The following is a 24,595-nucleotide window of genomic DNA, read 5'->3' as shown; positions in this document are numbered from 1 at the left end:
GAAATGAGAATGACATGGCGCAGATTATTGATGGTAGAGGTTTGGCAGAGAAGCTTCAGAAAAAATTAGCCGAAAAAACGGCTCGCCTCAAAGAAAAGACAGGTCAGGTACCGGGCTTGGTAGTGATTGTGGTAGGAAATAATCCAGCCAGTCAAATCTACGTGCGTAATAAAGAGCGCTCGGCCTTGGCCGCTGGCTTTCGGAGTAAGATAGAGCGTCTGCCAGAAGAAACCAGCCAAGAAGAGCTCTTGAGCTTGATTGAAACTTATAATCAAAATCCTGATTGGCATGGGATTTTGGTCCAGCTGCCCTTGCCTGAGCATATTGATGATGAAGCTGTGCTGCTGGCCATTGATCCAGACAAGGATGTTGATGGCTTTCATCCGCTTAATATGGGTAAACTATGGAGCGGCCACCCTGTTATGATTCCAGCTACTCCTGCAGGCATTATGGCCATGTTCCATGAATATGGTGTTGAACTGGAAGGCAAGCGAGCGGTCGTTATCGGTCGGAGTAATATTGTCGGTAAGCCCATGGCTCAGCTGCTTTTGGCTAAGAATGCAACAGTGACTCTGACGCATTCACGGACCCACAATCTAGCTAAGACTGCCAAGCGGGCAGATATTTTGGTGGTGGCCATCGGTCGTGGACATTTTGTGACCAAGGACTTTGTCAAGGAAGGGGCTGTTGTCATTGATGTCGGTATGAACCGAGATGAAAATGGCAAGCTGATTGGCGACGTTAAATTTGATGAAGTGTCTGAAATTGCCAGTCTGATTACCCCTGTACCTGGAGGTGTTGGTCCTATGACCATTACCATGCTGATGGAGCAGACCTACCAAGCCTTTAAACGGAGTCTTGAATCATGAAATTTGTTTTTGATTTGGATGGGACCTTGTCCTTTGATTATATGACGATTGATGAGGAGATTAAGCAGGTCCTGCTAACGGCTCCTCAGTTTGGGCATGAAGTGCTGTTTGCTTCGGCGCGTTCCTATCGGGATTGTCTGGGACTATTGGGTCCGGAATTGAGCCAGCGGATAGTGATTGGCCTGAATGGCGGAGTAGCTTATCAGAATGGACAGCTGATGTTTGAGCGTCAGCTGCATCAGTCAAGTTATCAAGCCATTCTAGACACTTGTTTGACCTATAATTTGCCTTTTTTCGTTGATAATACTTTTGACTACAGCGGCCAGATTTTAGAAAAAATCCCTTTTATTGCCAGTGTAGATCCTCTCAAGCGGGCAAGACAGCTGGAACTGACTGAACTCCAGCATCCTATTAAGCTTGTTATTTACATGGGGAATCATGAGCAACTCTTAGAGGATTTACAGGCTCGCTTTACAAACTTGCCTAGTCTAAGTCTAGACTATCATGAACATGAGAAATGTTTTTATATCAATCCGGCTGAAACCAATAAGGCTTCAACTGTAAAGGAACTCTGCGGTTCGGACTATGTGGCTTTTGGTAATGATCAAAATGATATCCAGCTCTTTAAGAATTCTCTCTACGCTGTGCAGGTTGGGGATTTCTCAGGATTGAGCGATTATGCTGATGAGCAGGTCGCCTTTCAGGAAAATTTACCCAAGGCAGTCGCAGCAAGAATCTTACAAAAATTTGCAGATTTCCGAAAATAATAACTTTCTTGCGATACGGGGCACCTGTTTAGGTGCCTTTTAGTGTATAATGAAGATAGGTTTGGTCATGTTGAGACAAGTGCAGGATGAAGTTGGTCTAGGAGAATATCATGGTAAAAAATGCTGAAAATATTTTAAAAAGAGTCATTAGGGAGCGTCCCTTGGATAGTCACAAGGGCGACTACGGCCGTCTCTTACTGATTGGGGGGACCTATCCTTATGGGGGCGCTATCATTATGGCTGCTTTGGCTGCGGTCAATAGCGGAGCGGGTCTGGTGACTGTTGCTACAGATAGAGACAATATCGCACCTCTGCACAGTCATTTGCCGGAGGCCATGGCCTTTGACTTAGAGGAGCAAGACCGATTGACAGAGCAGCTGGCTAAATCAGATCTAGTCTTGATTGGTCCTGGTTTGGCGGAGAATCAACTAGGACTAAATGTCTTAAAAAAGGTTATCCGTACTGTGACCGAGCAGCAGATACTCATCATGGATGGTGGTGCCATTTCACTCTTTAGCAAAACAGCTTTGCCATTTCCAAAAGCCCAAACAGTTTTTACTCCCCACCAGAAGGAGTGGGAAGGCTTATCGGGTTTGATCTTGTCAGATCAGACGGCAGCAGCCAATCAGGCGGCGGTCAATCAGCTGCCTCTGGGCAGTATTGTCGTGCAGAAAAAGCATGGAACGACCATCTATCAAAGTGGACAAGAGCAGGTCTTTGAGCTGACAGTAGGCGGACCTTATCAAGCAACTGGCGGAATGGGGGATACGCTGGCTGGTATGATTGCCGCTTTTGCAGGACAGTTTAAGTCAAGCAACCTCTTTGAGCGAGTGGTGGCTGCAACCCTTCTTCATTCATTTATCGCTGACGAACTAAGTCAGGAAGCTTATGTCGTCCTGCCAACGGCAATCAGCAGAGCCATTCCAAGGTGGATGAAGGAGATGAGTCAGTAGACATTTTCTTGGGTTTTAAGTCAGCTGGGTTTCTTTTGTGGAAGCCCAGTTTTTTTCTTGTTTTTCAGGGAATTTTTAGACTTTGTAATCGGTTTTTTATGCAGTTTTTTGTTATAATAAAAGTTACGGAAAAACTAGAAAAGAAAGGAAAAGGGCATGCCAGAGTATTTGTCGGTTTCGACCTTGACCAAGTATTTGAAGATGAAGTTTGAGCGGGATCCTTATTTGGAGCGGGTCTATTTGACTGGCCAAGTGTCCAATTTTCGCCGACGTCCTAATCATCAATATTTTTCATTAAAGGATGAGAAGGCCGTCATTCAGGTTACGATTTGGTCTGGTGTCTATCAGAAGTTGGGCTTTGAGCTGGAAGAAGGCATGAAAATCAATGTCATTGGCCGGGTGCAGCTCTATGAGCCGAGCGGTTCCTATTCTATCATCATTGAAAAGGCAGAGCCGGATGGTATCGGAGCTTTGGCTATCCAGTTTGAACAGCTCAAGAAAAAACTGGGAGAAGAAGGGCTTTTTCAAGAGAAATTCAAGCAAGCCTTGCCCCAATTTCCTAAGAAAATCGGCGTTGTAACCAGTCTTAGCGGAGCGGTCATCCGAGACATTATCACGACGGTCAGCCGTCGCTTTCCGGGAGTGGAGATTGTCCTTTATCCGACCAAGGTACAGGGAGATGGGGCTGCAGCTCAGGTTGCTGACCACATCAGACTGGCCAATGAGCGGTCGGATTTGGATGTACTGATTATTGGTCGAGGTGGCGGTTCTATCGAAGATCTCTGGGCTTTCAACGAAGAGGAAACAGTTCGGGCTATTTTTGAGTCTAGGATTCCTGTTATTTCTAGTGTCGGCCATGAGACAGATACGACTTTGGCGGATTTTGTGGCAGATCGCAGGGCTGCGACTCCGACGGCTGCGGCTGAGCTAGCAACACCGGTCACCAAGCTGGATCTGCTGGGGCATTTGCAGCAGCAGGAAAACCGCATGTCACGAGCGATTTACAATCGCCTGAGCTATTATCGAGAGCGACTGAATAAACTGACTCAGTCGGTTATCTTCCGACAGCCAGAGAGGCTTTACGATGGTCATCTGCAGAAATTAGACCAGCTCAACCTGCGACTCAAGCAAAAAATTCGCGAATATTATAGTGAAGAGCAACAGCGGGTCAAAATCTTGCAACATCGTTTGGAAGCATTGAATCCGCTCAGTCGCGTTCAGCGTTTTCAAGAGCAGACTGCCCAGCTGGAGCGTTTGCTGCGCAGCAACATGGCGGTCATTTATGATAACAAGGTGGCTCAAGTCAGGAGATTGTCCGAGGCCTTGCTTATGCTGGATACCAGTCGAATCGTGGCGCGTGGCTATGCTATTGTCCAAAAGAATAAAAAGGTTGTCGAGTCAAGTGCTGGCATTGAAGAAAAAGATGTGCTGACCCTGCTCATGCGGGATGGGCAGCTGGAAGTAGAGGTAAAACATGTCCAAAGAAAAGAAATTTGAAGAAAACTTAGCAGACTTGGAAGTCATTGTCCAAAAGCTAGAAAACGGTGATGTAGCGCTGGAAGAGGCAATTGCGGAATTTCAAAAGGGGATGAAGCTTTCAAAGGAACTACAGGCTAGTCTGGACAAGGCAGAAAAGACCTTAGTTAAGGTCATGCAGGCAGACGGCACAGAAACGGAAATGGAATGACAAGAAACGAGAAACTGGAAAAGATTGGTCTGACGATTGAGGATTTTTATAAATCTCAGCAAGTTTCGTCAGATTTATCAGAAGTTATTTTGTACTCGGTGCAGGCTGGAGGCAAGCGAATTCGTCCCTTACTGCTATTGGAGTTGATTCAAGCCTTTGGCCTAGAGCTGGCTGAGGCCCACTATCAGGTCGCGGCGGCTCTTGAGATGATTCACACTGGCAGCCTTATCCATGATGATTTGCCAGCTATGGATGATGACGACTATCGTCGCGGCCGCCTGACTAGCCATAAGAAGTTTGGAGAGGATATGGCTATTTTGGCAGGTGATTCTCTCTTTTTGGACCCCTATGGACTATTGGCAAGGGCCGAGCTGCCTAGTCAGGTCAAGGTGGACTTGATTTCTGAGTTGTCTCTGGCAGCAGGGAGCTTTGGTATGGTCGCAGGACAAGTTCTGGACATGCAAGGCGAAGGCCAAGCAATTAGTTTAGAAGACTTAAAAACCATCCATGCCAATAAGACTGGTAAGCTACTGACCTATCCTTTTGTCGCAGCTGGTTTGATTGTTCAGGCTCAGCAGTCTGTTCAAGACAAGCTTCGTAGGATTGGAGGGCTCTTGGGCTTGGCCTTTCAAGTGCGGGATGATATTTTGGATGTGACGGCCAGCTTTGAAGAGCTGGGCAAAACCCCGCAGAAAGATTTAGCTGCGGACAAGTCGACTTATCCAGCCTTTCTGGGACTGGATGGAGCTAAGAACTTTTTCAATCAGACCCTTGATGAAGCTGTGGATATTCTGAAAGACTTGGAAGAAAAGACAGAGTTTTCAAGCGAAGAAATTCAAAAGATAATAGAAAGTTTGAGATTGAATGGCTAAGGAAAGAGTAGATGTGCTGGCCTACAGACAAGGGCTCTTTGAGACCAGAGAGCAGGCTAAGCGTGGTGTAATGGCTGGACTGGTTATTGCTGCAGCCAATGGCCAGCGCTTTGACAAGCCTGGTGAAAAGATTGACGCAGTCACAGAGCTGCGCTTAAAAGGCGAGAAACTCAGATATGTCAGCCGAGGCGGCCTCAAGCTAGAAAAGGCTTTGCAAGTGTTTGATATTTCGGTCACTGACCGAGTGACCTTGGATATCGGAGCTTCGACTGGCGGTTTTACAGATGTCATGCTGCAGCACGGAGCTAAGCTGGTCTATGCAGTAGATGTCGGTACTAATCAGCTGGCTTGGAAGCTCAGACAGGATGAGCGGGTTGTCAGCATGGAGCAGTATAATTTTCGCTATGCCCAAAGGACTGACTTTGAACAGGTGCCTAGCTTTGCCAGTATTGACGTCAGCTTTATATCGCTGAGTTTGGTTTTGCCAGCTCTGCATGAGATTTTGGCTCAGGATGGCCAAGTGGTCGCCTTAATCAAGCCTCAGTTTGAAGCAGGCCGCGAGCAGATTGGGAAAAAAGGGATTGTCAAGGATAAAAAGGTCCATCTGACAGTTCTGGAAAAGGTCATAGCATTTATGATGGAGGCTGGCTTTTCTGTCAGGGGACTGGATTTTTCGCCTATTCAGGGCGGTCAGGGCAATGTAGAATTTCTGGCCTATTTAGAAAAGAGCATAGAGCCACAGCCACTTGATTCAGCAATGATGACAGCTGTCGTAGAGGCAGCACATAAGGAATTTAAAGATGAATAAGAAGGATAGATTAGAAAAGATTAGACGCTTTGTCAGTGACTATGACATTGGCACACAGGAGGAAATTGTAGAACATCTCAGGGAGTCTGGGATTACAGCGACCCAGGCTACGGTCTCTAGGGATATCAAGGAGCTGGGGATTGTCAAGATACCGCTCAAGGACAACACCTATATCTACGAGCTGCCTAAGACCATGACTAGCAGTCTGGGCTTGGCTGAAAATAATATCCTGTCCTGTCAGGTTTTGGGAAATATGATCAATCTCAGTCTGGTACCGGGGAGCACAGCACTGGTCAAGCGTCATCTTAGAAATGAATTTGCTGAGGATATTTTCAGTATCTTGGCAGACAACGACAGTATTTTGATGGTTATGATGACAGAGGAAGCAGCCGCAAGGGTTGCAACCATCATTCACCATTGGTAGGAAAGCCTATGTTATTAGAAATTTCGATTAAAAATTTTGCCATTATTGAGGAGATATCCCTTAATTTTGAGCAAGGTATGACGGTTTTGACTGGGGAAACTGGAGCCGGCAAGTCTATTATTATTGACGCCATGAATATGATGCTGGGCAGCCGTGCTACGACGGATGTTATTCGTCATGGAGCGCCCAAAGCTGAGATAGAGGGACTTTTTTCGCTGGAAAATAGCAGAGCTTTGCGAGAGATTTTTGAGAAGCAGGGCTGGGAGTTGACCGACGAGCTGATTATCCGTCGGGAAATTCTGCAAAATGGCCGCAGTGTCAGCCGTATCAATGGTCAGATGGTTAATTTGTCTGTTCTAAAGGCTGTTGGCCAGCACTTGGTAGATATCCATGGTCAGCATGATCAGGAAGAACTGATGAGACCCCAGCTTCATATCGCCATGCTAGATGAGTTTGGAACAGCAGACTTTTTGCATCTCAAAGGCCGCTATCAGGAAACCTTTGACCGCTATCGAAGTCTGCGCAAGCAAGTCCTGACTTTGCAGAAAAATCAGCAGGAGCATAAAGCCAGAATTGAGATGCTGGAGTTTCAGATGGCGGAGATTGAGAGCGCAGCTCTCAAAAGTGGTGAAGATACTGCTCTGCATCAGGAGCGGGACCGCTTGCTCAACCACAAACTCATTGCCGATACGCTGACGAACGCCTATACCATGCTGGATAATGAAGAATTTTCCAGTCTGGCCAATGTCCGCTCAGCTATGAATGACTTTGAATCTATCGAGGATTACGATCCAGCCTACAAGGAGCTTTCAGGCAGCTTGTCAGAGACTTATTATGTCTTGGAAGATGTCAGCAAGCGCCTAGAGGACATTTTAGATGGACTGGATTTTGACGGAGATCGGCTGCTGCAGGTGGAGAGTCGCTTAGACTTGATTAATAGCATCACGCGTAAATACGGCGGCCAAGTAGATGATGTGCTGGATTACTTTGCTCAGATTTCCAAAGAATACAGCCTTTTAACTGGAAGCAACTTGTCCTCAGAGGATATGGATCGAGAGCTGAAATCCTTGGAGAGAGAGCTGGTAGAGCTGGCCCAGGAGCTGAGTCATGCCCGCCACGGCATAGCAGCCCAGCTGGAAGCGGAAATCAAGCAAGAGCTGCAGGACCTCTACATGGAAAAGGCGCGCTTTAAAGTGCAGTTCAGTAAGGGCAAGTTCAACCGTGAAGGCAATGAACAAGTAGAGTTTTACATCTCAGCCAATCCGGGCGAGGATTTCAAACCTTTGGTCAAGGTTGCGTCTGGCGGGGAACTCTCCCGTCTCATGTTGGCTATCAAGTCTGCCTTTTCTCGTAAGGAAGGCAAGACCAGCATTGTCTTTGACGAAGTGGATACGGGCGTTTCTGGCCGAGTGGCCCAGGCTATTGCCCAGAAGATCCACAAGATTGGCTCCAATGGCCAAGTCTTGGCCATTTCCCATCTGCCGCAGGTCATTGCGATTGCCGATTATCAGTTCTTTATTGAGAAGATTTCGGATGAGAATTCAACCGTCTCAACAGTACGGTTGTTGACCGCTGACGAGCGCGTTCAGGAAGTTGCTAAGATGCTGGCTGGCGAAGATGTGACGGAGGCTGCTTTGACTCAAGCCAGAGAATTATTAAAAAAATAAACAAGCGAGGCTGAGACACTAGTGTTTCGGTCTCCTTTAGGAGGTGGCGCGTATGACAGAATATTTTGCAATCGGTGATGTCCATGGCAAGGCTGGTATGCTAGATGAACTGCTCCAGCACTGGGATGATCGCAGCCAACTAGTCTTTCTAGGGGACTTGATAGATCGTGGCGAGGACAGCCGAGCAGTTTTGGAGAGGGTCAAGGACCTAGTGGACCAAGAAGGAGCTGTTTGTCTGTCTGGTAATCATGAGTATATGTTTCTAACCTGGCTAGACAATCCTGAAAAGTCTTATGACCACTACCGACGTAATGGCGGAGATACGACGATTAATTCGCTTTTAGGCCAACCTCTCAATGCTCCTGTAGATGGAGTGGCAGACGCGGAACGTGTAAAGACGGAGGCGGCCAATTTAGTAGATTTTATTCGTCAGATGCCCTTCCTATTGGAGACAGAGCGGTACATTTTTGTCCATGCTGGCCTAGATTTGGAACTGAGAGACTGGCGAGAGACCAGTGATTATCAAAAAGTTTGGATTCGCGCGCCTTTTCACGAAGGCAGCAATCAGACTGGCAAAACGATTGTCTTTGGCCATACACCAACATTTTACCTCTTGCATAAAGCACCGGGAACTAATCAGCTATGGATGACTGAGGATGGCAAGATTGGCATGGATGGTGGAGCTGTTTATGGTGGAGTCCTCCACGGAGTTCTCTTTGGTCATAATGGCATCATAAAGCGGTATGTCATAAAAAATGCTGGTTTGGTAGCTGAAGACTGAAAAAAGAGGCTGGGACAAAAGTCCTAGCCTCTCAATTGTCTTTGGATTGTCGAGTAAGACGCAGTGGTTGAGTGGGCTCTACTACGCTGATTTCATCAGCTTTTACAGCCCTACTCAACTGTGCGGAGGTGGGACGACGAAATCGAACTCTAACGAATTACCGATTTCTGTCCCACTCTCTTTTTTTGCTGAGATTCTCTTTGAAAACCAGGCTTTTATACAAAATTTCCCCAATAAAGCTAAAAAAACCGCATGTAAACACTTTTTCATCTAATTTTAAAGAAGCGCAAAAAGATTAAAAAACTAAAACAAGCAGATTAAATTTAGGAAACGCTTGGTCTGAGCTGTGATTTTAGCGAATATTCCCCCACAAAACCATAAAAATTTGGTATAATGTAGTGTAATAACAAGTTAAAATTTAGATACAGAGTAGGAAATCTATGACAAAAATAAAAATCGTAACAGACTCATCTGTAACCATTGAACCAGAGGTTGCTAAGGAATTAGACATTACTATTGTGCCTCTCTCTGTTATGGTGGACGGGGTGGTCTATTCGGATGCAGATCTAGAGGAAGGTGAGTTTCTTCGTCTCATGCAGTCTAGTCGCAATCTACCTAAAACCAGCCAGCCGCCTGTCGGAGTCTTTGCTGATGTTTTTGAGCAATTGGCAGAGGATGGAGCGCAGATTATCTCCATTCATATGTCTCACGCCTTATCAGGAACTGTCGAAGCCGCCCGTCAGGGAGCGACTTTGGCTCATGCTGATGTGACGGTTGTTGACAGCTCTTTTACTGATCAGGCTATGAAATTCCAAGTCACAGAAGCAGCTAAACTGGCCAAAGAAGGAGCTAGCCTGGAGGAAATTCTAGCCAAAATCGAGGAAGTCAAGGAAAAGACAGAGCTCTACATCGGTCTCTCTACCTTAGAAAATCTGGTTAAAGGAGGCCGTATTGGCCGAGTTTCCGGTCTGATTAGCTCCTTGCTTAATATCCGGGTTATCATGCAAATGAAGGACCATCAGCTGGAGCCCATTGTCAAGGGTAGGGGTGCTAAGACCTTTAAAAANTGGCTGGATGATTTGACAGCAAGTTTGCAAAACAAGCAAGTGGCTGAGATTGGAATTTCCTATGCTGGCGGTTCAGAATTGGCCCAGGAAATGAAGGAAAGTTTACAGCCGTATGTCAAGAAACCTATTTCAGTGCTGGAAACAGGGTCCATTATTCAGACACATACAGGGGAAAATGCTTGGGCTGTGCTGATTCGTTACGAATAAAACCATAATAATTTAGAAAATAGCGGCTTAGTACTTGACCTGAAAGCTATTTTTAGATATGATAATATTTGTTAGGGTTATCAACCCAGAAAAAATTTGGAGGATTTGTTAAATGGCTAACAAACAAGATTTGATCGCAAAAGTAGCAGAAGCTACAGAATTGACTAAAAAAGATTCAGCAGCAGCAGTTGACGCTGTATTCGCAGCTGTAACTGAGTACCTTTCAAAAGGTGAAAAAGTTCAACTTATCGGTTTTGGTAACTTTGAAGTTCGTGAGCGTGCAGCACGTAAAGGCCGCAACCCACAAACTGGTAAAGAAATCAAAATCGCAGCTTCTAAAGTACCAGCTTTCAAAGCAGGTAAAGCTCTTAAAGACGCTGTAAAATAATTTTGGTTAATAAAGCCTGACACACTTGCATTTGGCGAGTATGTCAGGTTTTTCTTTTTGCTCTCAGTTCTTGAACTTAATAAAAGATTTAGTGGCTTCGAGAAAGTTGATTGATGAACTTGCTTGGAGTTTTTATTTTGCAAAGAAGTGAAGGAAATTGTCTCTAATCAAAAGAGAATGATAAAGGACAAACATATTTAAAGACGTGAAATAAAAAGTTTAGGAGGTAAGAAATGAAATGGAAACCACTTCAGGGCTCACTGCTTCCTGTTAATCCTTTTGGCAGCAAATTTCGCTTGCTGATGGGATTGTTTGTCGTGCTTTTTTCAATCTTTCTACTCCTCATGCAGACATTGGCTGCTTTGGAGGAGCAGTTGGCTTGACCAAACGTCAGCGTGACTAAGATTAAGCTTCAGTAAAAAAGCTTTGAAAATCTAGAATATATGAAAAGTCTGTTGTCTCAACTTTTGTTGGAATAGCAGGCTTTTTATTTTTCAAGGAAAGATAAGCATTAAAAGCAGTCAAATGCTTGAATTTTTCATAAAATTAAAAATGAGCTTGTATTTTTCTAGCAAATATGGTAAACTATTTTAGTAAAAAATTATACAAAGGAGACTGTTGATGAAGACAAAAACATTAGCACTCGTAAATGGGCTTGTTGGACTTATTGGTGGTATTATTCTACTTTTGTGGCCTTTCTTCATTTGGGTTATTTATTTTATGCTAGGTGTATTTGACATCCTGAAAATTGCAATCCTAGCTTTGGGGATTGCTGGTATTGTCTACTATAAGGATGACAATCGTGTGGGACCAGCAGGCTCTATCTTGATGATTGTAGGTGGAATTTTTACCTTTAATGACTTCTTGGGCTGGATTGGTGCTATTCTTTCTATCATAGGCGGTTCCCTTTATTTAGCAAGCTTGAAGAGATTCCAAGCATAGAGCGAGGATTGAAAAAAATACTAGTTTAAAGCTTGCATTGCCTTAAATGGATAAGCAATCATGCAGAAGCAGGATGATGAACTTTGGTTAGTTCTGTCCTGCTTTTTTCTTTTTAGCTTATTTACAATCATTCTTAATAGCCAAGTAAGCCTAGTCATGGTATAATGGTAATGACTTAGATGAGAGGCTATAACGGAGTAAATAATGAAACAAGAACATCAGCATGACTTTGACCAAGTAATTGGCCATTTGCGCGCCAAGGGCGTGCGTATTACAGAAACGCGGAAGGCGGTAATTGACTATATTATCCAAAGTCACGACCATCCTAGCGCTGAAATGATATATCAGGACTTGAAGCCCAATTTTCCTAATATGAGTCTGGCAACAGTTTATAATAATCTCAAGGTTCTGATTGATGAGGGCTTTGTCGCTGAGCTCAAGGTTCGCAATGATACGACGACCTACTTTGACTTTATGGGCCATCAGCATCTCAATGTCATCTGTGAAAAATGCGGTCGTATCGCTGATATGGAGCTGGAACTTCCTGATGTGAAGCATGAGGCTGAAGTGCAGACTGGCTACCACATCACCCAAAGTCAAACGACTGTCTATGGCCTATGCCCCCAATGTCAGCAAGAGGCGGTGTGACAGCGAGGATGATTAGGAGATTTTTGGAGCCTCAAAGGCGAACAAAGTTGTGACTCGCTTCGCAAATTCAATCAGCAACTTCAAAGCAGTATTTTGAGCAATCAGCTATTGAGTCAAGATTCTATTCCTAATAAAAGGTAAGGCTAGAACTTATGTCTCTTAGCCTTTTTCTATGTGTTTTAGCAAGGCATGTTCGCAGGATATCATCTGAGCTAGAGATGTTGATACCTAGTCAAGTACAGCACATAGCAAGATCAGATATTTTAAGTACAACCCCTTATATACTTATGCTATTATTTTACAGGTGAATTCTCTTTTGATATAATGAAAGCAGAATAAAGCTTTTTACAAAGAGATTCAAAAAGTTCTGTAGGATTTAAAATATAGGTAAATTCGTCATAAGTCTGTAGTATTGAAATCTTTAAAGGGTATTACTTTGTGGGTAGGTTAGGTTTTTAGGAGGTCTTATGTTTTGGAGAAAGAAATGGTTGGATGAATTGCCAGACGGCGAAGAATCTCCTTTTTTTGAATGCCGACACCTTCTCTTTAAAGAGGAAGCTGGCTATCCTATCTGTCCTTCTTGTGGCGGACTCATAAAAGAGAATTTTCCTAAGAAAAATACGGATAAAGCCCGACTGCATTTAATATGGAAAAAGGTTCAGCAACTGTGGAGTGTCAAGTTTGGAGAAGGCTATTCCTTATGGTTAGTTCTATTTCCAGCTATCTTTGTTCCAGAATATCTAGGCTATTGGCTTTTAAGTACTGGAGATTATGGTTTTACTAGCTTCTTTCTTCCAAGTCGGCATCGACCTACAATGATTAGTTATGCTATTGACGGCTACTTTGTTTTGTTTTTCTTTTTTCTAGGTCAGGAGCGCACTAAACGGTTTGCAACTTTTTCTTTAGGCTTTGAGCGTTTCCATAGAATTCTTTATTCTTGGCCTGTGCGTGTCGTTCTTTTTGCTGTTATCATCTTTTTACTTAATCTTTATATGCCTAAGATTTACGAGCCATACGCACTGTACTATATATCTAAGCATGATTATCTGACTCCCGCTCAGCATACCAAAGGAGTGGAGCTTTTTATCCAGACTAACATGATTTCAATTTGGATGACAGCTGGTCTGTTGGCAATTCATGAGTTAATAGATAGACGTAGAACCAAGTGGCTCAAGGAAGCCAACGAAGCTTATCTGTCTGGCGGGTGCTAAGGCAAAGGTTTCTGATCGGAAATACAAAAGCGCTTTCTTGCTGAAAAAGGTCTGATTTGACGAAATAGGCTAGCTTTTTAGGCGAAAATTTTGTAAAATAGAATAGATAAACGGGGACTGCCTCGGAAAATAAAAGGAGAATCCATCTAATGGTAAAATTAGTTTTTGCTCGCCACGGTGAGTCTGAATGGAACAAAGCGAACCTTTTCACTGGTTGGGCTGATGTTGACTTGTCTGAAAAAGGTACACAGCAAGCAATCGACGCTGGTAAACTGATTAAAGAAGCTGGTATCGAGTTTGACCAAGCTTACACTTCAGTATTGAAGCGTGCGATTAAGACAACTAACCTTGCTTTGGAAGCAGCTGATCAGCTTTGGGTACCAGTTGAAAAATCATGGCGTTTGAACGAGCGTCACTATGGTGGCCTGACTGGTAAAAACAAGGCAGAAGCAGCTGAGCAATTTGGTGATGAGCAAGTGCATATCTGGCGTCGTTCATACGATGTATTGCCTCCAGCAATGCCACGTGATGATGAGTACTCAGCACACACTGACCGTCGTTATGCTTCACTTGACGACTCAGTTATTCCAGATGCTGAAAACTTGAAAGTGACTTTGGAACGTGCTCTTCCATTCTGGGAAGACAAGATTGCTCCAGCTTTGAAAGATGGCAAAAATGTCTTTGTAGGTGCACACGGTAACTCAATCCGTGCCCTTGTGAAGCACATCAAACAATTGTCTGACGATGAAATCATGGATGTGGAAATTCCAAACTTCCCACCATTGGTATTCGAATTTGACGAAAAATTGAACGTAGTAAAAGAATACTACCTTGGAAAATAAGCTTAAAAGAATCTGAGAATAATCTCAGATTCTTTGCTTTTCCGGAGAGGAAGGACAAGGATTACTAGAAGCCTAGCTAGCAAGTCTTTTAGGTTCCGAGGTTTAGCGGATTTCTTCTTAGCTCGTCCATATTTTCAGATTTTCTATCAGTTTTGAAACATTCATCGAGCTGGATTTATGGTAAAATAAAGGTCAGAACTTTTACTAGAATGAGAGAGAAAATGGCAAGGAAGAAGAGAAAATTTGACAGTCATTCCATCACCAGAAGGCTTTATCTGCTGTTTGGAATCGTGATGTTTTTGTTTTTAGCCTTGATTGCTCGTCTGGGCTATATGCAGGTGGTCAATCAGGACTTTTACACGGATAAGTTAGCTAAGGCCAGCAAGACCAAGATTACCACTAGCTCAGTACGTGGGCAGATTTATGATGCTACTGGCAAGCCCTTGGTGGAAAATACGACCAAGCAGGTGGTGACCTATACGCGAGATAACCGGCTGACGGCTGGAGAGATTCGAGCGACAGCTCAAAAGCTCCTGACCTATGTCAGTATCAGCGATACAGAGGTGACAGACCGCCAAGAGGTGGATTATTATTTGGCGGACAGCGCAGTCTATCAGGAAGTGGTGGAAAAGCTACCCAAGGACAAGAAATTTGATACAGATGGCAACCGCCTGCCTGAGTCCAAAATCTATAAGGCGGCAGCTGAGAGCATTGACCCTAAGCAGCTGGGCTATACGGATGAGGAAAAGAAGGCCATCGTTCTCTTTAGTCAGATGAATGCGATTTCCAACTTTGCGACGGGGACCATCCAGACAGATGCGCTAACAACAGAGCAGGTAGCTGTACTGGCTTCCAGCAGCAAAGAGCTGCCAGGTATCAGTGTCTCAACGGGCTGGGACCGCAAGGTCTTGGATACCTCGCTGGCTTCTATCGTGGGTAATATCTCGACAGAAAAGACTGGACTTCCGGCTGAGGAAGTGGATGATTATCTGAAAAAAGGCTACTCTCTCAATGACCGGGTGGGGACCTCCTATCTGGAAAAGCAGTATGAGTCAGTTCTGCAAGGCAAGCGAGCTGAGAAGGAGATTCATCTAGATAAAAATGGTAATATGGAGAGTGTGGAAAATATCTCTGACGGTAGTAAGGGTGACAATCTCAAGCTGACGGTGGACTTAAGCTTCCAGCAGGGAGTGGAGGACATTCTAAAAAATGCCTTTAATGCGGAGTTGGCGAGTGGCAATGCGACCTACTCTGAGGGTGTCTATGCTGTAGCTATGGATCCAAATACCGGCGCCGTCTTGGCCATGGCAGGCGTCCGGCACGACCTGGAAACGGGAGAAAATTCGGTCGATGCTTTGGGAACCATGACTAATGTCTTCGTTCCGGGATCTGTGGTCAAGGCTGCAACTCTGACCTCAGGCTGGGAGAATAACGCCATTAGCGGAAACCAAGTCCTGACAGACCAGCCGATTAGCTTTGGCGGTACGGACAGTATCACTTCTTGGTTCACCCAGTATGGTTCACGTGCCATCACAGCCCAAGAGGCCTTGGAATACTCTTCCAATACCTATATGGTGCAGGTAGCGCTGAAGATGATGGGGACGCCTTACTCAGCTGATATGAAGCTAGATTTTGATGAGCTGGATCCGTCCATGAAAAAGTTGAGGTCGACTTTTGCAGAATATGGTCTAGGCACTTCGACAGGGATTGACCTGCCAAATGAGTCCACAGGCTATCTTCCAGACAAGTTTACGTTTGCCAACTATCTGACCAATTCGTTCGGCCAGTTTGACAACTATACAACGCTTCAGCTGGCCCAGTATGCCTCAACAGTAGCTAATAATGGCAAGCGTGTGGCTCCGCATATCGTTGAAGGCATTTACGGCAACAGCGACCAAGGAGGACTGGGTGATTTGGTGCAGAAAATTGACACCAAAGAGCTGAACCAGGTCAATATCTCTGACGAGGATATGAGCATTATCAAGCAAGGCTTCTATCAAGTGGTTCATGGCAGCAGCGGCTTTACGACTGGTCGGACCATTTCTCAGGGAGAGAGTGTGCCAATCAGTGCCAAGACTGGTACGGCTGAGACCTTTGTGGACAAGGGTAAGAAAGAAGCCATCAATACCAATGTTGTGTCTTATGCACCGAGTGAGAAGCCGCAGATTGCGGTGGCGGTGGTGTTCCCTCACAATACGAACCTATCTTCTACTGTCAGCCACAGTATCACTCGCGATATTATCAATCTTTACAACCAACAACACCCTATGAATTAGTGCTCAATGAAAATCATCAGCAAACGGAGAAAGCTTAAGTTGTCAGTGCTCAAGTAGAGCAATCTGGTTTGAGGAGATTTTTTGAGAATAGAGAAAGGATTTTATGCTTTACCCAACCCCTATTGCCAAGCTGATTGACAGTTTCTCTAAGCTGCCCGGCATTGGCATCAAAACAGCCACTCGACTGGCTTTTTACACTATTGGCATGAGCGATGACGATGTCAATGAATTTGCCAAGAATCTGCTGGCTGCTAAGCGTGAGCTGAGCTACTGCTCTGTCTGCGGCAACCTGACGGACGAAGACCCTTGTGCAATCTGCCAAGACCAGTCGCGCGATCAATCAACTATTTTGATCGTTGAGGACAGCCGAGATGTGTCAGCCATGGAAAATATCCAGGAATACCACGGACTCTATCATGTCCTGCACGGTTTGATTTCACCTATGAATGGCATTGGACCGGACGACATCAATCTCAAGAGTCTGATTACTCGTTTGATGGATAGTGAAGTGACGGAGGTTATCGTCGCAACCAATGCGACTGCGGATGGCGAAGCGACCTCCATGTACATCTCCCGGGTCTTGAAACCGGCTGGGATTAAGGTGACTCGCCTAGCGCGTGGTTTGGCGGTTGGCTCTGACATTGAATATGCGGATGAGGTTACGCTGATTCGCGCTATCGAAAATCGGACGGAATTGTAAACGTCAAGGATTTTTCTGGCTTTAGCTGGCTGGAAGAGTCCTTTTTTCTGTTCAAAAATGCTGGGAATTGTGATATACTAAAACGGACTGATACAGAAGCTCCTGCTTAGAAGAATCGACTGGCTAGGTAAGTGTAAAACCAAGCTTTTTAGGTTGTTTTATTTCGAGCTGGCAGCTTTTGTAAATCGTACTATTTTTAGAAAATGATAGGAAAAATCATGGCAAAACAAAGATTGATTTTATTGTATGGCGGACGCAGTGCAGAGCGGGAAGTTTCGGTTTTATCAGCTGAGAGCGTCATGCGGGCTGTCAATTATGATAGATTCTCAGTGAAGACTTACTTCATCACCAAGGATGGAGATTTTATCCAAACTCAGGAATTTGAAGCAACGCCAGCGGCTGATGAGAAGCTGATGACCAATGCCACAGTGGACATGTCTCGGAAGATCAAGCCCAGCGATATTTACGAAGATGGAGCAGTAGTCTTTCCAGTTCTGCATGGTCCCATGGGCGAAGATGGCTCTATCCAAGGCTTCCTAGAAGTACTCAAAATGCCTTATGTCGGCTGTAATATTTTATCTTCTAGCCTAGCCATGGATAAAATTACGACCAAGCGAGTGCTGGAATCAGCAGGAATAGCCCAAGTGCCTTATGTGGCGCTGGTCGATGGCGAGGATGTGGAGCAAAAAATCCAAGAAATCGAAGAGAAATTGACCTATCCAGTCTTCACCAAGCCCTCTAATATGGGCTCCAGTGTCGGCATTTCTAAATCGGAGAACCAAGCAGAACTGCGTGCTTCTCTGGACCTGGCCTTCAAATACGACAGCCGGGTACTGGTTGAGCAAGGAGTGACGGCTCGCGAGATTGAGGTTGGGCTTCTGGGCAATGTTGATGTCAAGAGTACCCTGCCTGGAGAAGTGGTCAAGGATGTGGCCTTTTATGACTACGAAGCCAAATACATTGATAATAAAATTACCATGGATATTCCGGCCAAGATTCCAGATGAAGTGGTGAGCCTGATGCGTCAAAATGCTGAGGCCGCTTTCCGAGCTCTGGGTGGTCTGGGACTGTCCCGCTGTGATTTCTTCTATGCAGAAGATGGTCAGGTCTTCCTTAATGAGCTCAATACCATGCCAGGTTTTACCCAGTGGTCCATGTATCCACTACTCTGGGAAAATATGGGACTGGCCTATCCTGACTTGATTGAGAAATTAGTTGGTCTAGCTGAAGAGGCATTTGCCAAGAGAGAGGCGCATCTTCTCTAAAATATGATATAATAGAGGGGCTGAAAATTTTCGGTCCTTTCTTTTTGCGAGCAAACCGAAAAACGAGGAAGAAGTATGAAACTAGATTTATATGAAATTGCAGAAGTCCTGTCTGCGAAAAATGATGTGACTCAGTTTGAAAATGTTGCGCTTAGAAATGCTGAGTTTGACAGCCGCTTGATTGAGTCAGGTGACCTTTTTGTGCCACTCAAGGGAGCGCGTGATGGTCATGACTTTATCGCGACAGCCTTTGCTCAGGGAGCTGCTGCTACCCTATCTGAGCGTCCAGTGGCAGAAGGGCCGTATATCTTGGTCGACGATGTCCTGACGGCCTTCCAGCGCTTGGCCCAGTACTATCTGGAAAAGATGCAGGTGGATGTGCTGGCGGTGACAGGTTCCAACGGCAAAACAACAACCAAGGATATGCTGGCTCAGCTACTAGCAACCAGCTACAAAACCTATAAGACACAAGGTAATTACAACAACGAAATCGGTCTGCCCTACACAGTACTGCACATGCCTGAGGACACAGAGAAACTTGTCTTAGAAATGGGGCAGGACCACTTGGGCGATATCCATCTCCTGTCGGAACTTGCCAAACCTAAGACAGGCATTGTAACTCTGGTCGGAGAAGCCCATCTGGAATTTTTCGGCAGCCGAGCTGAGATTGCTCAAGGCAAGATGCAGATTGCGGACGACTTGAGAAAAGATGGTCTCTTGATCGTGCCAGCAGATAAGATTGTCAATGAATTTCTGCCATCAGACTGCAAACTTGTTCGCTTTGGTCCTGATGCGGATATCTTCCTGACGCGTCTGGAAGAGCGCAAGGACAGCTTGAGCTTTGAATGTAACTTTTTAGAGCAAAGGATCGACCTGCCTGTGACTGGTAAGTATAATGCAACCAATGCCATGATTGCAGCCTATGCAGCTCTGCAGGAAGGTGTATCTGAGGTGGATATTGCTCAAGCCTTTTCTGAGCTGGAGCTGACCCGCAATCGAACGGAGTGGAAGAAAGCTGCCAATGGTGCAGATATTCTTTCTGATGTCTACAATGCTAATCCAACAGCCATGCGCTTGATTCTGGAGACTTTCTCGACCATTCCGGCCAATCCAGGCGGACGAAAATTAGCGGTGTTGGCGGATATGAAAGAGCTAGGAGCGGACTCTAAGTTCATGCACGGCTCGATGATTACCAGCCTCAATCCAGAAATTGTGACCGACCTTTTCCTCTATGGACAGGACATGGAAGCCCTCTATGACTATGCTAAGGAAATCTATCCGCCAGGCAAGGTCCATTACTTTATCAAAAATGACGAGAAAGATCAGTTTGAACAACTGATTAAAGCTGTCAAAGAGAAGCTGACTCCTACTGACCAAATTCTTCTCAAAGGCAGCAATTCCATGAATCTGGCTAAGCTGGTAGAGGATTTGGAGGGGAAATTATAAGCAACAACGGGCAACCCCAGCCTTGGCTAAACTTTATCTACAAGAATGGAGATGTAGGAGATGGGAATAAGAGATATGTTTACAACCTATAAAACCGAACCGCCTCAACTGGGACTTTGGTATTTTGTTCTTTTGGGGCTGGTCTTTGCGATTATCTGGCTTTCCTATCGCTACTACAATCGGAAGCCTTACCAGCGGTTATTTGTTGGGATGCAAGCTTGTCAGCTGATAGGCCTCTACTCTTGGTATATGCTGACTGCTGCCCCTTTGTCTGAGAGTCTGCCTTTTTATCATTGCAGAATGGCTATGTTTGCCTTGATGTTTCTGCCTAATCGCTCAGTGTATAAATTTTATTTTGCACTTTTGGGGACTTTTGGCTCAATTGTAGCCTTTATTTATCCGATTTTTGATCCTTACCCTTTTCCCCATATCACTATTTTGTCCTTTATCATCGGCCATCTAGCGCTTTTGGGAAATTGTTTGATTTATCTTTTCAGATATTATCATACTTTCTCTATGAGCTGGCAGCGAGTGGTGTGGACGACCTTTCTGATGAATGCTTTTTTGCTTGTTATCAATATGTTGACAAAGGGTTCTTATGGATTTCTCACTGATCCGCCGCTTGTCGGCAATCACGGACTCCTGCTCAATTATCTGCTTGTCTCAATCGTCTTAAGTGCAGCAGTCTGCTTGGTTTCTGACATTTTTAAGCGAGTGGAGCAGACCAAGACAGTCACCCTAACTTAATTATCTCATGGAGGATTTATGAAAGATTTTTTAACAACGACAAAAACGGTGGCACCGCCTATCTCGATTTTATGGTATGCTGTGATGATTGCTCTGGTCTTGCTGTCTATTTGGAGCTCGCTCAAATACCATGATAATCCGCGTTTTGTCAAGGCTTTTAAGTGGATTCAGATTGCCCAGCTGCTGATGCTTTATAGCTGGTATTTTGGTTTTCGGATTCCCTTTTCCAATAGTCTGCCCTTCTATCATTGCCGCTTGGCTATGTTTGCGGTGGTTTTTTTGCCGGACAAATGGCGCAGTAAGCAGTATTTTGCTCTTTTAGGAGCCAGCGGAGCGGTCTTTGCCTTGGGCTACCCAGTCTTTGACCCCTATGATTTCCCGCACATTACCAGCATTTCTTTCCTGATTGGCCACTATGCCCTTTTGGTTAATTCCTTGATTTATCTGATGAATCACTACGACAAGATCTTGCTCAAGAAATACATGATTGTAGCCTACACCTTTGGGCTCAATCTTTTCCTAGTCGGCGTTAACCAAGTGACAGGAGGTAATTACGGTCTGCTAAAAAGTCCGCCTTTCATCCCCCATGCCCCTCTATGGATAAAGTACCTTCTTGTGTCAGTCATCCTTTCTCTGGCTCTGGTTCTCTTTGATATCTTGTTTAAGAAACGGTGGAAAAAGCAGTTAAGTCTGATCCGCAGTTAATTCATCTCAAGTTTACAAGTCCTGTCAAGTTAATGTGGCAGGATTTTTTTATTAATTATGACTTGCTTTGCTTCTAGTAACAAATGGGCTGTTTGTCTATCAACTCTTTAAGCTGGTCGAGCTAGACACTTCTGTTCGCGGAATGAAACACCCTAAATTTGGAGATTTCTTAAGGCTGGCGGACAAAGGGGAGGAGGCTTTGAGCCTCTATCTTTTGAAACGGAATAAGGCCATTTTTCAATGACAGCTGAAGAGAAAGAAGAGCTGGAAACCAGAAAAAGCGCCTGCTCCATTTACTGGGTTTGAACTTAATCGTTGCAATTTGTGCCATTGTCAGATTTTAAAGGAAATTTCATTGACATAGGAGAAGAGAATCGCTCGAAAGGGCGATTTTTATCTTCTTTAGATAATTGAAAAAAAGCGCTAAATCCGCTATAATAGGTAGGTTGAAAGGATTGAAATACTCCGATGTAAAATAAAAAAATACTAAGATTCACCATTATCCTAAATAAAAGAAAGAGAAGAAGATGACTTTACAAGAAGAAATTAAGAAACGCCGGACCTTTGCCATTATTTCCCACCCGGACGCGGGGAAAACGACCATCACGGAGCAGTTGCTCTATTTTGGTGGTGAAATTCGTGAGGCTGGAACGGTCAAGGGGAAGAAGACTGGTAACTTTGCCAAGTCTGACTGGATGGATATTGAGAAGCAGCGGGGGATTTCAGTGACTTCCTCTGTCATGCAGTTTGACTACGATGGCAAGCGAGTCAATATTCTAGATACGCCAGGGCACGAGGACTTCTCAGAAGATACTTATCGGACCTTGATGGCAGTGGATGCTGCGGTCATGGTTATTGACTCGGCCAAGGGTATTGAGGCCCAGACCAAGAAGCTCTTTGAGGTTGTCAAGCATCGGAATATTCCAGTCTTCACTTTTATGAACAAGCTGGATCGTGACGGTCGCGAACCCTTGGACTTGTTGGAAGAACTGGAAGAGATTTTGGGTATTGCTAGCTATCCGATGAATTGGCCGATTGGCATGGGGAAGAGCTTTGAGGGCCTTTATGACCTCTACAATGAGCGGCTGGAACTTTATAAGGGTGAGGAGCGCTTTGCAACTCTGGCAGAAGGCGACCAACTGTTTGCTTCCAATCCTTTCTATGAGCAGGTTAAGGAAGACATTGAGCTCTTGAGCGAAGCTGGAAATGAATTCTCAGAAGAAGCGATTTTGGCCGGTAAGCTGACACCTGTTTTCTTTGGCTCAGCCCTGACCAACTTTGGCGTCCAGACTTTCCTGGAGACCTTCCTTAAGTTTGCTCCTGAACCGCATGGCCACAAGAAAACAGATGGTGAAGAAGTTGAGCCACTCAGCCCAGAATTTTCAGGTTTTGTCTTTAAAATTCAGGCCAATATGGACCCGCGCCACCGCGACCGTATCGCCTTTGTCCGTATCGTTTCTGGCGAGTTCGAGCGCGGTATGAGTGTCAATTTGCCTCGCACTGGCAAGTCTGCCAAGCTATCCAATGTCACTCAGTTTATGGCCGAAAGTCGGGAAAATGTGACCAATGCTGTAGCTGGTGATATTATAGGGGTTTATGATACGGGGACTTATCAGGTCGGTGACACCCTGACTGTAGGCAAGAATAAGTTTGAATTTGAACCTCTGCCAACCTTTACTCCAGAGATCTTTATGAAGGTTTCGGCTAAGAATGTCATGAAGCAAAAATCCTTTCATAAGGGGATTGAGCAGCTGGTGCAAGAGGGAGCCATCCAGCTTTATACCAACTACCAGACGGGCGAGTACATGCTGGGCGCTGTCGGTCAGCTCCAGTTTGAGGTCTTCAAGCACCGCATGGAAAATGAATACAATGCTGAAGTGGTCATGAATCCTATGGGCAAGAAGACTGTCCGTTGGATTTCACCAGATGACTTAGACGAGCGTATGTCTTCTAGCCGTAATATCCTAGCAAAAGACCGCTTTGATCAGCCAGTCTTTCTCTTTGAAAACGACTTTGCCCTGCGCTGGTTCGCGGACAAGTATCCAGATGTTAAACTGGAAGAGAAGATGTAACTCAGTACCAACAATTGGAACTAAAGTTCCTACTTGTTGGACGCTAGCCGCTGTTGCACGGACTAGCTAGCTGCCTTACTAACTCATCGGCGAAAAAATAATCGTTTTCGCTTCTTTTATGTCCTAGTGAATGGGATTGTTATGATTGTATAACAAACTAAAGTTACTAAGGCCGAGTTCTGTTGGACCCTTGCTAACCACTTGACTAATTTCATCAGGCGAGGTAGTTAATTTGATTAGTTTTATGCTTTGACATTGCATATTTACTTGCAGGAAGAGTTTATGAAGTTGGGTGCTAGTTTATTAGAGAATCATTCTACCTCATAGAAAGGAGTTCCATGTTTCTGGAAAGAAAATTAAAAGATCAATCTGTCTGGATCAACATTGACTCAGATAGTTTCAAAAAGAATGCCCGGATTTATCAGGATTATGAAATTGATAAAGAGACCATTGAGTATGCACTCGATAAGAACGAACGGGCTCACATGGACTACAATCGTGAGAATGGAACGGTTGTCTTTATCTACAATGTCCTTAATCTAGCGACAGATAAGGAACACTATGAGACGATTCCTATGACCTTTGTGGTGCAGCAGAGACGGCTCATTACGATCAGCAACCAGGATAATGCCTATGTTGTCAATATGATGAAGGCTTATACTGAGCGCCATGAGCCAGTATCGGTCTATAAATTTCTCTTTGCTAGTCTAGAGTTGATTTCCAATTCTTACTATCCGGTTGTTGAGCGGATGGACAAGCGCAAGGATGAGATTAATGCTCTCCTGCGTCAGACAACTACCAAAAAGCATCTTTTTGCTCTGTCCGACTTGGAAACATCTATGGTCTATCTGCTTGCTGCAGCCAAGCAGAATCACATGCTCCTAGAGCATATCAAAAGCCATGGCATTTACCGCCGTTTTGATGAGTTAGAAACCGAGCAGTTTGAGGATGCCATGATTGAAGCTCGTCAGCTTGTCTCCATGACCGATCTGATTGCTCAAGTTCTCAGCCAGCTCTCTGGCTCCTATAATAACATTCTAAACAACAATCTGAATGACAATTTGACAGTCTTGACTATTATTTCGGTCCTTCTGGCAGTGCTTGCAGTTATCACTGGTTTCTTTGGTATGAATGTTCCTCTGCCTTTGTCTAATGATAAAAATGCCTGGATCTATATTGTTGTTATTAGTCTAATCATTTGGGGACTTCTGACCAAGCTTCTTAAATGGTTAGCCAATAAGAAGTGAACAT

General features: G+C 44.7%; 26 protein-coding genes. All 26 read left to right on the top strand.

Going from position 1 to position 24,595, the window contains the following annotated elements; translation table 11 throughout:
- Positions 1-14 precede the first annotated feature (14 nt).
- The 26 genes from D8886_RS02635 (at position 15) to D8886_RS02505 (ending at position 24,591) form a co-directional block, all read left to right on the top strand.
- Positions 15-869, top strand: coding sequence for a bifunctional methylenetetrahydrofolate dehydrogenase/methenyltetrahydrofolate cyclohydrolase (locus tag D8886_RS02635; RefSeq protein WP_125434150.1), 855 nt, complete (start codon positions 15-17; stop codon positions 867-869).
- Complete coding sequence (locus D8886_RS02630; protein ID WP_125434149.1) at positions 866-1,636, top strand: HAD hydrolase family protein; 771 nt, start codon at positions 866-868, stop codon at positions 1,634-1,636. Before D8886_RS02635 ends, D8886_RS02630 begins: the two co-directional genes overlap by 4 nt.
- Positions 1,637-1,746: 110 nt before the next feature.
- Complete coding sequence (locus D8886_RS02625; RefSeq protein WP_125434148.1) at positions 1,747-2,589, top strand: NAD(P)H-hydrate dehydratase; 843 nt, start codon at positions 1,747-1,749, stop codon at positions 2,587-2,589.
- Complete coding sequence (locus D8886_RS11890) at positions 2,565-2,801, top strand: initiator RepB protein (protein WP_125434147.1); 237 nt, start codon at positions 2,565-2,567, stop codon at positions 2,799-2,801. Before D8886_RS02625 ends, D8886_RS11890 begins: the two co-directional genes overlap by 25 nt.
- On the top strand, positions 2,746-4,086 hold the full coding sequence (xseA, locus tag D8886_RS02615) for an exodeoxyribonuclease VII large subunit (RefSeq protein ID WP_125434146.1): 1,341 nt from the start codon (positions 2,746-2,748) through the stop codon (positions 4,084-4,086). Before D8886_RS11890 ends, xseA begins: the two co-directional genes overlap by 56 nt.
- Positions 4,064-4,276 (top strand): exodeoxyribonuclease VII small subunit, encoded by a 213-nt coding sequence (locus D8886_RS02610; RefSeq protein WP_002896137.1) that lies wholly within the window; start codon positions 4,064-4,066, stop codon positions 4,274-4,276. Before xseA ends, D8886_RS02610 begins: the two co-directional genes overlap by 23 nt.
- Entirely contained in the window at positions 4,273-5,148 is an 876-nt protein-coding gene (locus tag D8886_RS02605; RefSeq protein ID WP_125434145.1) for a polyprenyl synthetase family protein, read from the top strand. Before D8886_RS02610 ends, D8886_RS02605 begins: the two co-directional genes overlap by 4 nt.
- A complete protein-coding gene (locus D8886_RS02600; RefSeq protein WP_125434144.1) occupies positions 5,141-5,956 on the top strand; it encodes a TlyA family RNA methyltransferase in 816 nt (271 codons plus the stop codon). The genes D8886_RS02605 and D8886_RS02600 overlap by 8 nt, the downstream gene beginning before the upstream one ends.
- Positions 5,949-6,380 carry an arginine repressor gene (locus D8886_RS02595; RefSeq protein ID WP_002911979.1) on the top strand — a complete coding sequence of 144 codons (432 nt, stop codon included), beginning with the start codon at positions 5,949-5,951 and terminating at the stop codon, positions 6,378-6,380. The genes D8886_RS02600 and D8886_RS02595 overlap by 8 nt, the downstream gene beginning before the upstream one ends.
- 8 nt (positions 6,381-6,388) lie before the next feature.
- Positions 6,389-8,047 (top strand): DNA repair protein RecN, encoded by a 1,659-nt coding sequence (recN, locus tag D8886_RS02590; protein WP_125434143.1) that lies wholly within the window; start codon positions 6,389-6,391, stop codon positions 8,045-8,047.
- 52 nt (positions 8,048-8,099) lie between these two features.
- On the top strand, positions 8,100-8,828 hold the full coding sequence (locus D8886_RS02585) for a metallophosphoesterase (RefSeq protein WP_125434142.1): 729 nt from the start codon (positions 8,100-8,102) through the stop codon (positions 8,826-8,828).
- A gap of 440 nt (positions 8,829-9,268) precedes the next feature.
- Positions 9,269-10,102, top strand: coding sequence for a fatty acid kinase binding subunit FakB (fakB, locus tag D8886_RS02570; protein WP_125434141.1), 834 nt, complete (start codon positions 9,269-9,271; stop codon positions 10,100-10,102).
- Positions 10,103-10,214: 112 nt separating this feature from the next.
- Positions 10,215-10,490 carry a non-specific DNA-binding protein Hbs gene (hbs, locus tag D8886_RS02565; protein WP_002896125.1) on the top strand — a complete coding sequence of 92 codons (276 nt, stop codon included), beginning with the start codon at positions 10,215-10,217 and terminating at the stop codon, positions 10,488-10,490.
- Positions 10,491-10,723: 233 nt separating this feature from the next.
- Entirely contained in the window at positions 10,724-10,873 is a 150-nt protein-coding gene (locus tag D8886_RS11665) for a hypothetical protein (protein ID WP_185761232.1), read from the top strand.
- A gap of 238 nt (positions 10,874-11,111) precedes the next feature.
- Positions 11,112-11,432, top strand: coding sequence for a hypothetical protein (locus D8886_RS02560; RefSeq protein WP_002896121.1), 321 nt, complete (start codon positions 11,112-11,114; stop codon positions 11,430-11,432).
- Between the two features lie 204 nt (positions 11,433-11,636).
- Positions 11,637-12,080: a Fur family transcriptional regulator gene (locus tag D8886_RS02555; protein WP_002896119.1), complete on the top strand. Its 444-nt coding sequence runs from the start codon at positions 11,637-11,639 to the stop codon at positions 12,078-12,080.
- A 467-nt stretch (positions 12,081-12,547) separates the two neighbouring features.
- Positions 12,548-13,291 carry a hypothetical protein gene (locus D8886_RS02550; RefSeq protein WP_125434140.1) on the top strand — a complete coding sequence of 248 codons (744 nt, stop codon included), beginning with the start codon at positions 12,548-12,550 and terminating at the stop codon, positions 13,289-13,291.
- 149 nt (positions 13,292-13,440) lie between these two features.
- Positions 13,441-14,133, top strand: coding sequence for a phosphoglycerate mutase (locus D8886_RS02545; protein WP_002896114.1), 693 nt, complete (start codon positions 13,441-13,443; stop codon positions 14,131-14,133).
- Between the two features lie 209 nt (positions 14,134-14,342).
- Complete coding sequence (pbp2b, locus tag D8886_RS02540; RefSeq protein WP_002910291.1) at positions 14,343-16,409, top strand: penicillin-binding protein PBP2B; 2,067 nt, start codon at positions 14,343-14,345, stop codon at positions 16,407-16,409.
- A gap of 103 nt (positions 16,410-16,512) precedes the next feature.
- Positions 16,513-17,109 carry a recombination mediator RecR gene (gene recR, locus D8886_RS02535; protein ID WP_002910290.1) on the top strand — a complete coding sequence of 199 codons (597 nt, stop codon included), beginning with the start codon at positions 16,513-16,515 and terminating at the stop codon, positions 17,107-17,109.
- 218 nt (positions 17,110-17,327) lie between these two features.
- The gene (locus D8886_RS02530) at positions 17,328-18,374 is read left to right on the top strand and encodes a D-alanine--D-alanine ligase (protein WP_185761231.1); all 1,047 of its coding nucleotides are present in this window, start codon (positions 17,328-17,330) and stop codon (positions 18,372-18,374) included.
- Positions 18,375-18,449: 75 nt separating this feature from the next.
- Positions 18,450-19,820 (top strand): UDP-N-acetylmuramoyl-tripeptide--D-alanyl-D-alanine ligase, encoded by a 1,371-nt coding sequence (locus tag D8886_RS02525; RefSeq protein ID WP_125434138.1) that lies wholly within the window; start codon positions 18,450-18,452, stop codon positions 19,818-19,820.
- 60 nt (positions 19,821-19,880) lie between these two features.
- On the top strand, positions 19,881-20,567 hold the full coding sequence (locus tag D8886_RS02520) for a YwaF family protein (protein WP_125434137.1): 687 nt from the start codon (positions 19,881-19,883) through the stop codon (positions 20,565-20,567).
- 18 nt (positions 20,568-20,585) lie between these two features.
- Positions 20,586-21,272: a YwaF family protein gene (locus D8886_RS02515; protein WP_125434136.1), complete on the top strand. Its 687-nt coding sequence runs from the start codon at positions 20,586-20,588 to the stop codon at positions 21,270-21,272.
- A 527-nt stretch (positions 21,273-21,799) separates the two neighbouring features.
- The gene (locus D8886_RS02510) at positions 21,800-23,344 is read left to right on the top strand and encodes a peptide chain release factor 3 (protein WP_125434135.1); all 1,545 of its coding nucleotides are present in this window, start codon (positions 21,800-21,802) and stop codon (positions 23,342-23,344) included.
- 338 nt (positions 23,345-23,682) lie between these two features.
- Complete coding sequence (locus tag D8886_RS02505; protein ID WP_125434134.1) at positions 23,683-24,591, top strand: magnesium transporter CorA family protein; 909 nt, start codon at positions 23,683-23,685, stop codon at positions 24,589-24,591.
- The last annotated feature ends 4 nt before the right edge of the window (positions 24,592-24,595 follow it).

It is taken from the genome of Streptococcus sanguinis, from assembly GCF_003943655.1.
Classification (GTDB): domain Bacteria; phylum Bacillota; class Bacilli; order Lactobacillales; family Streptococcaceae; genus Streptococcus; species Streptococcus sanguinis_F.
This window is presented reverse-complemented; position numbering and strand designations above follow the sequence as displayed.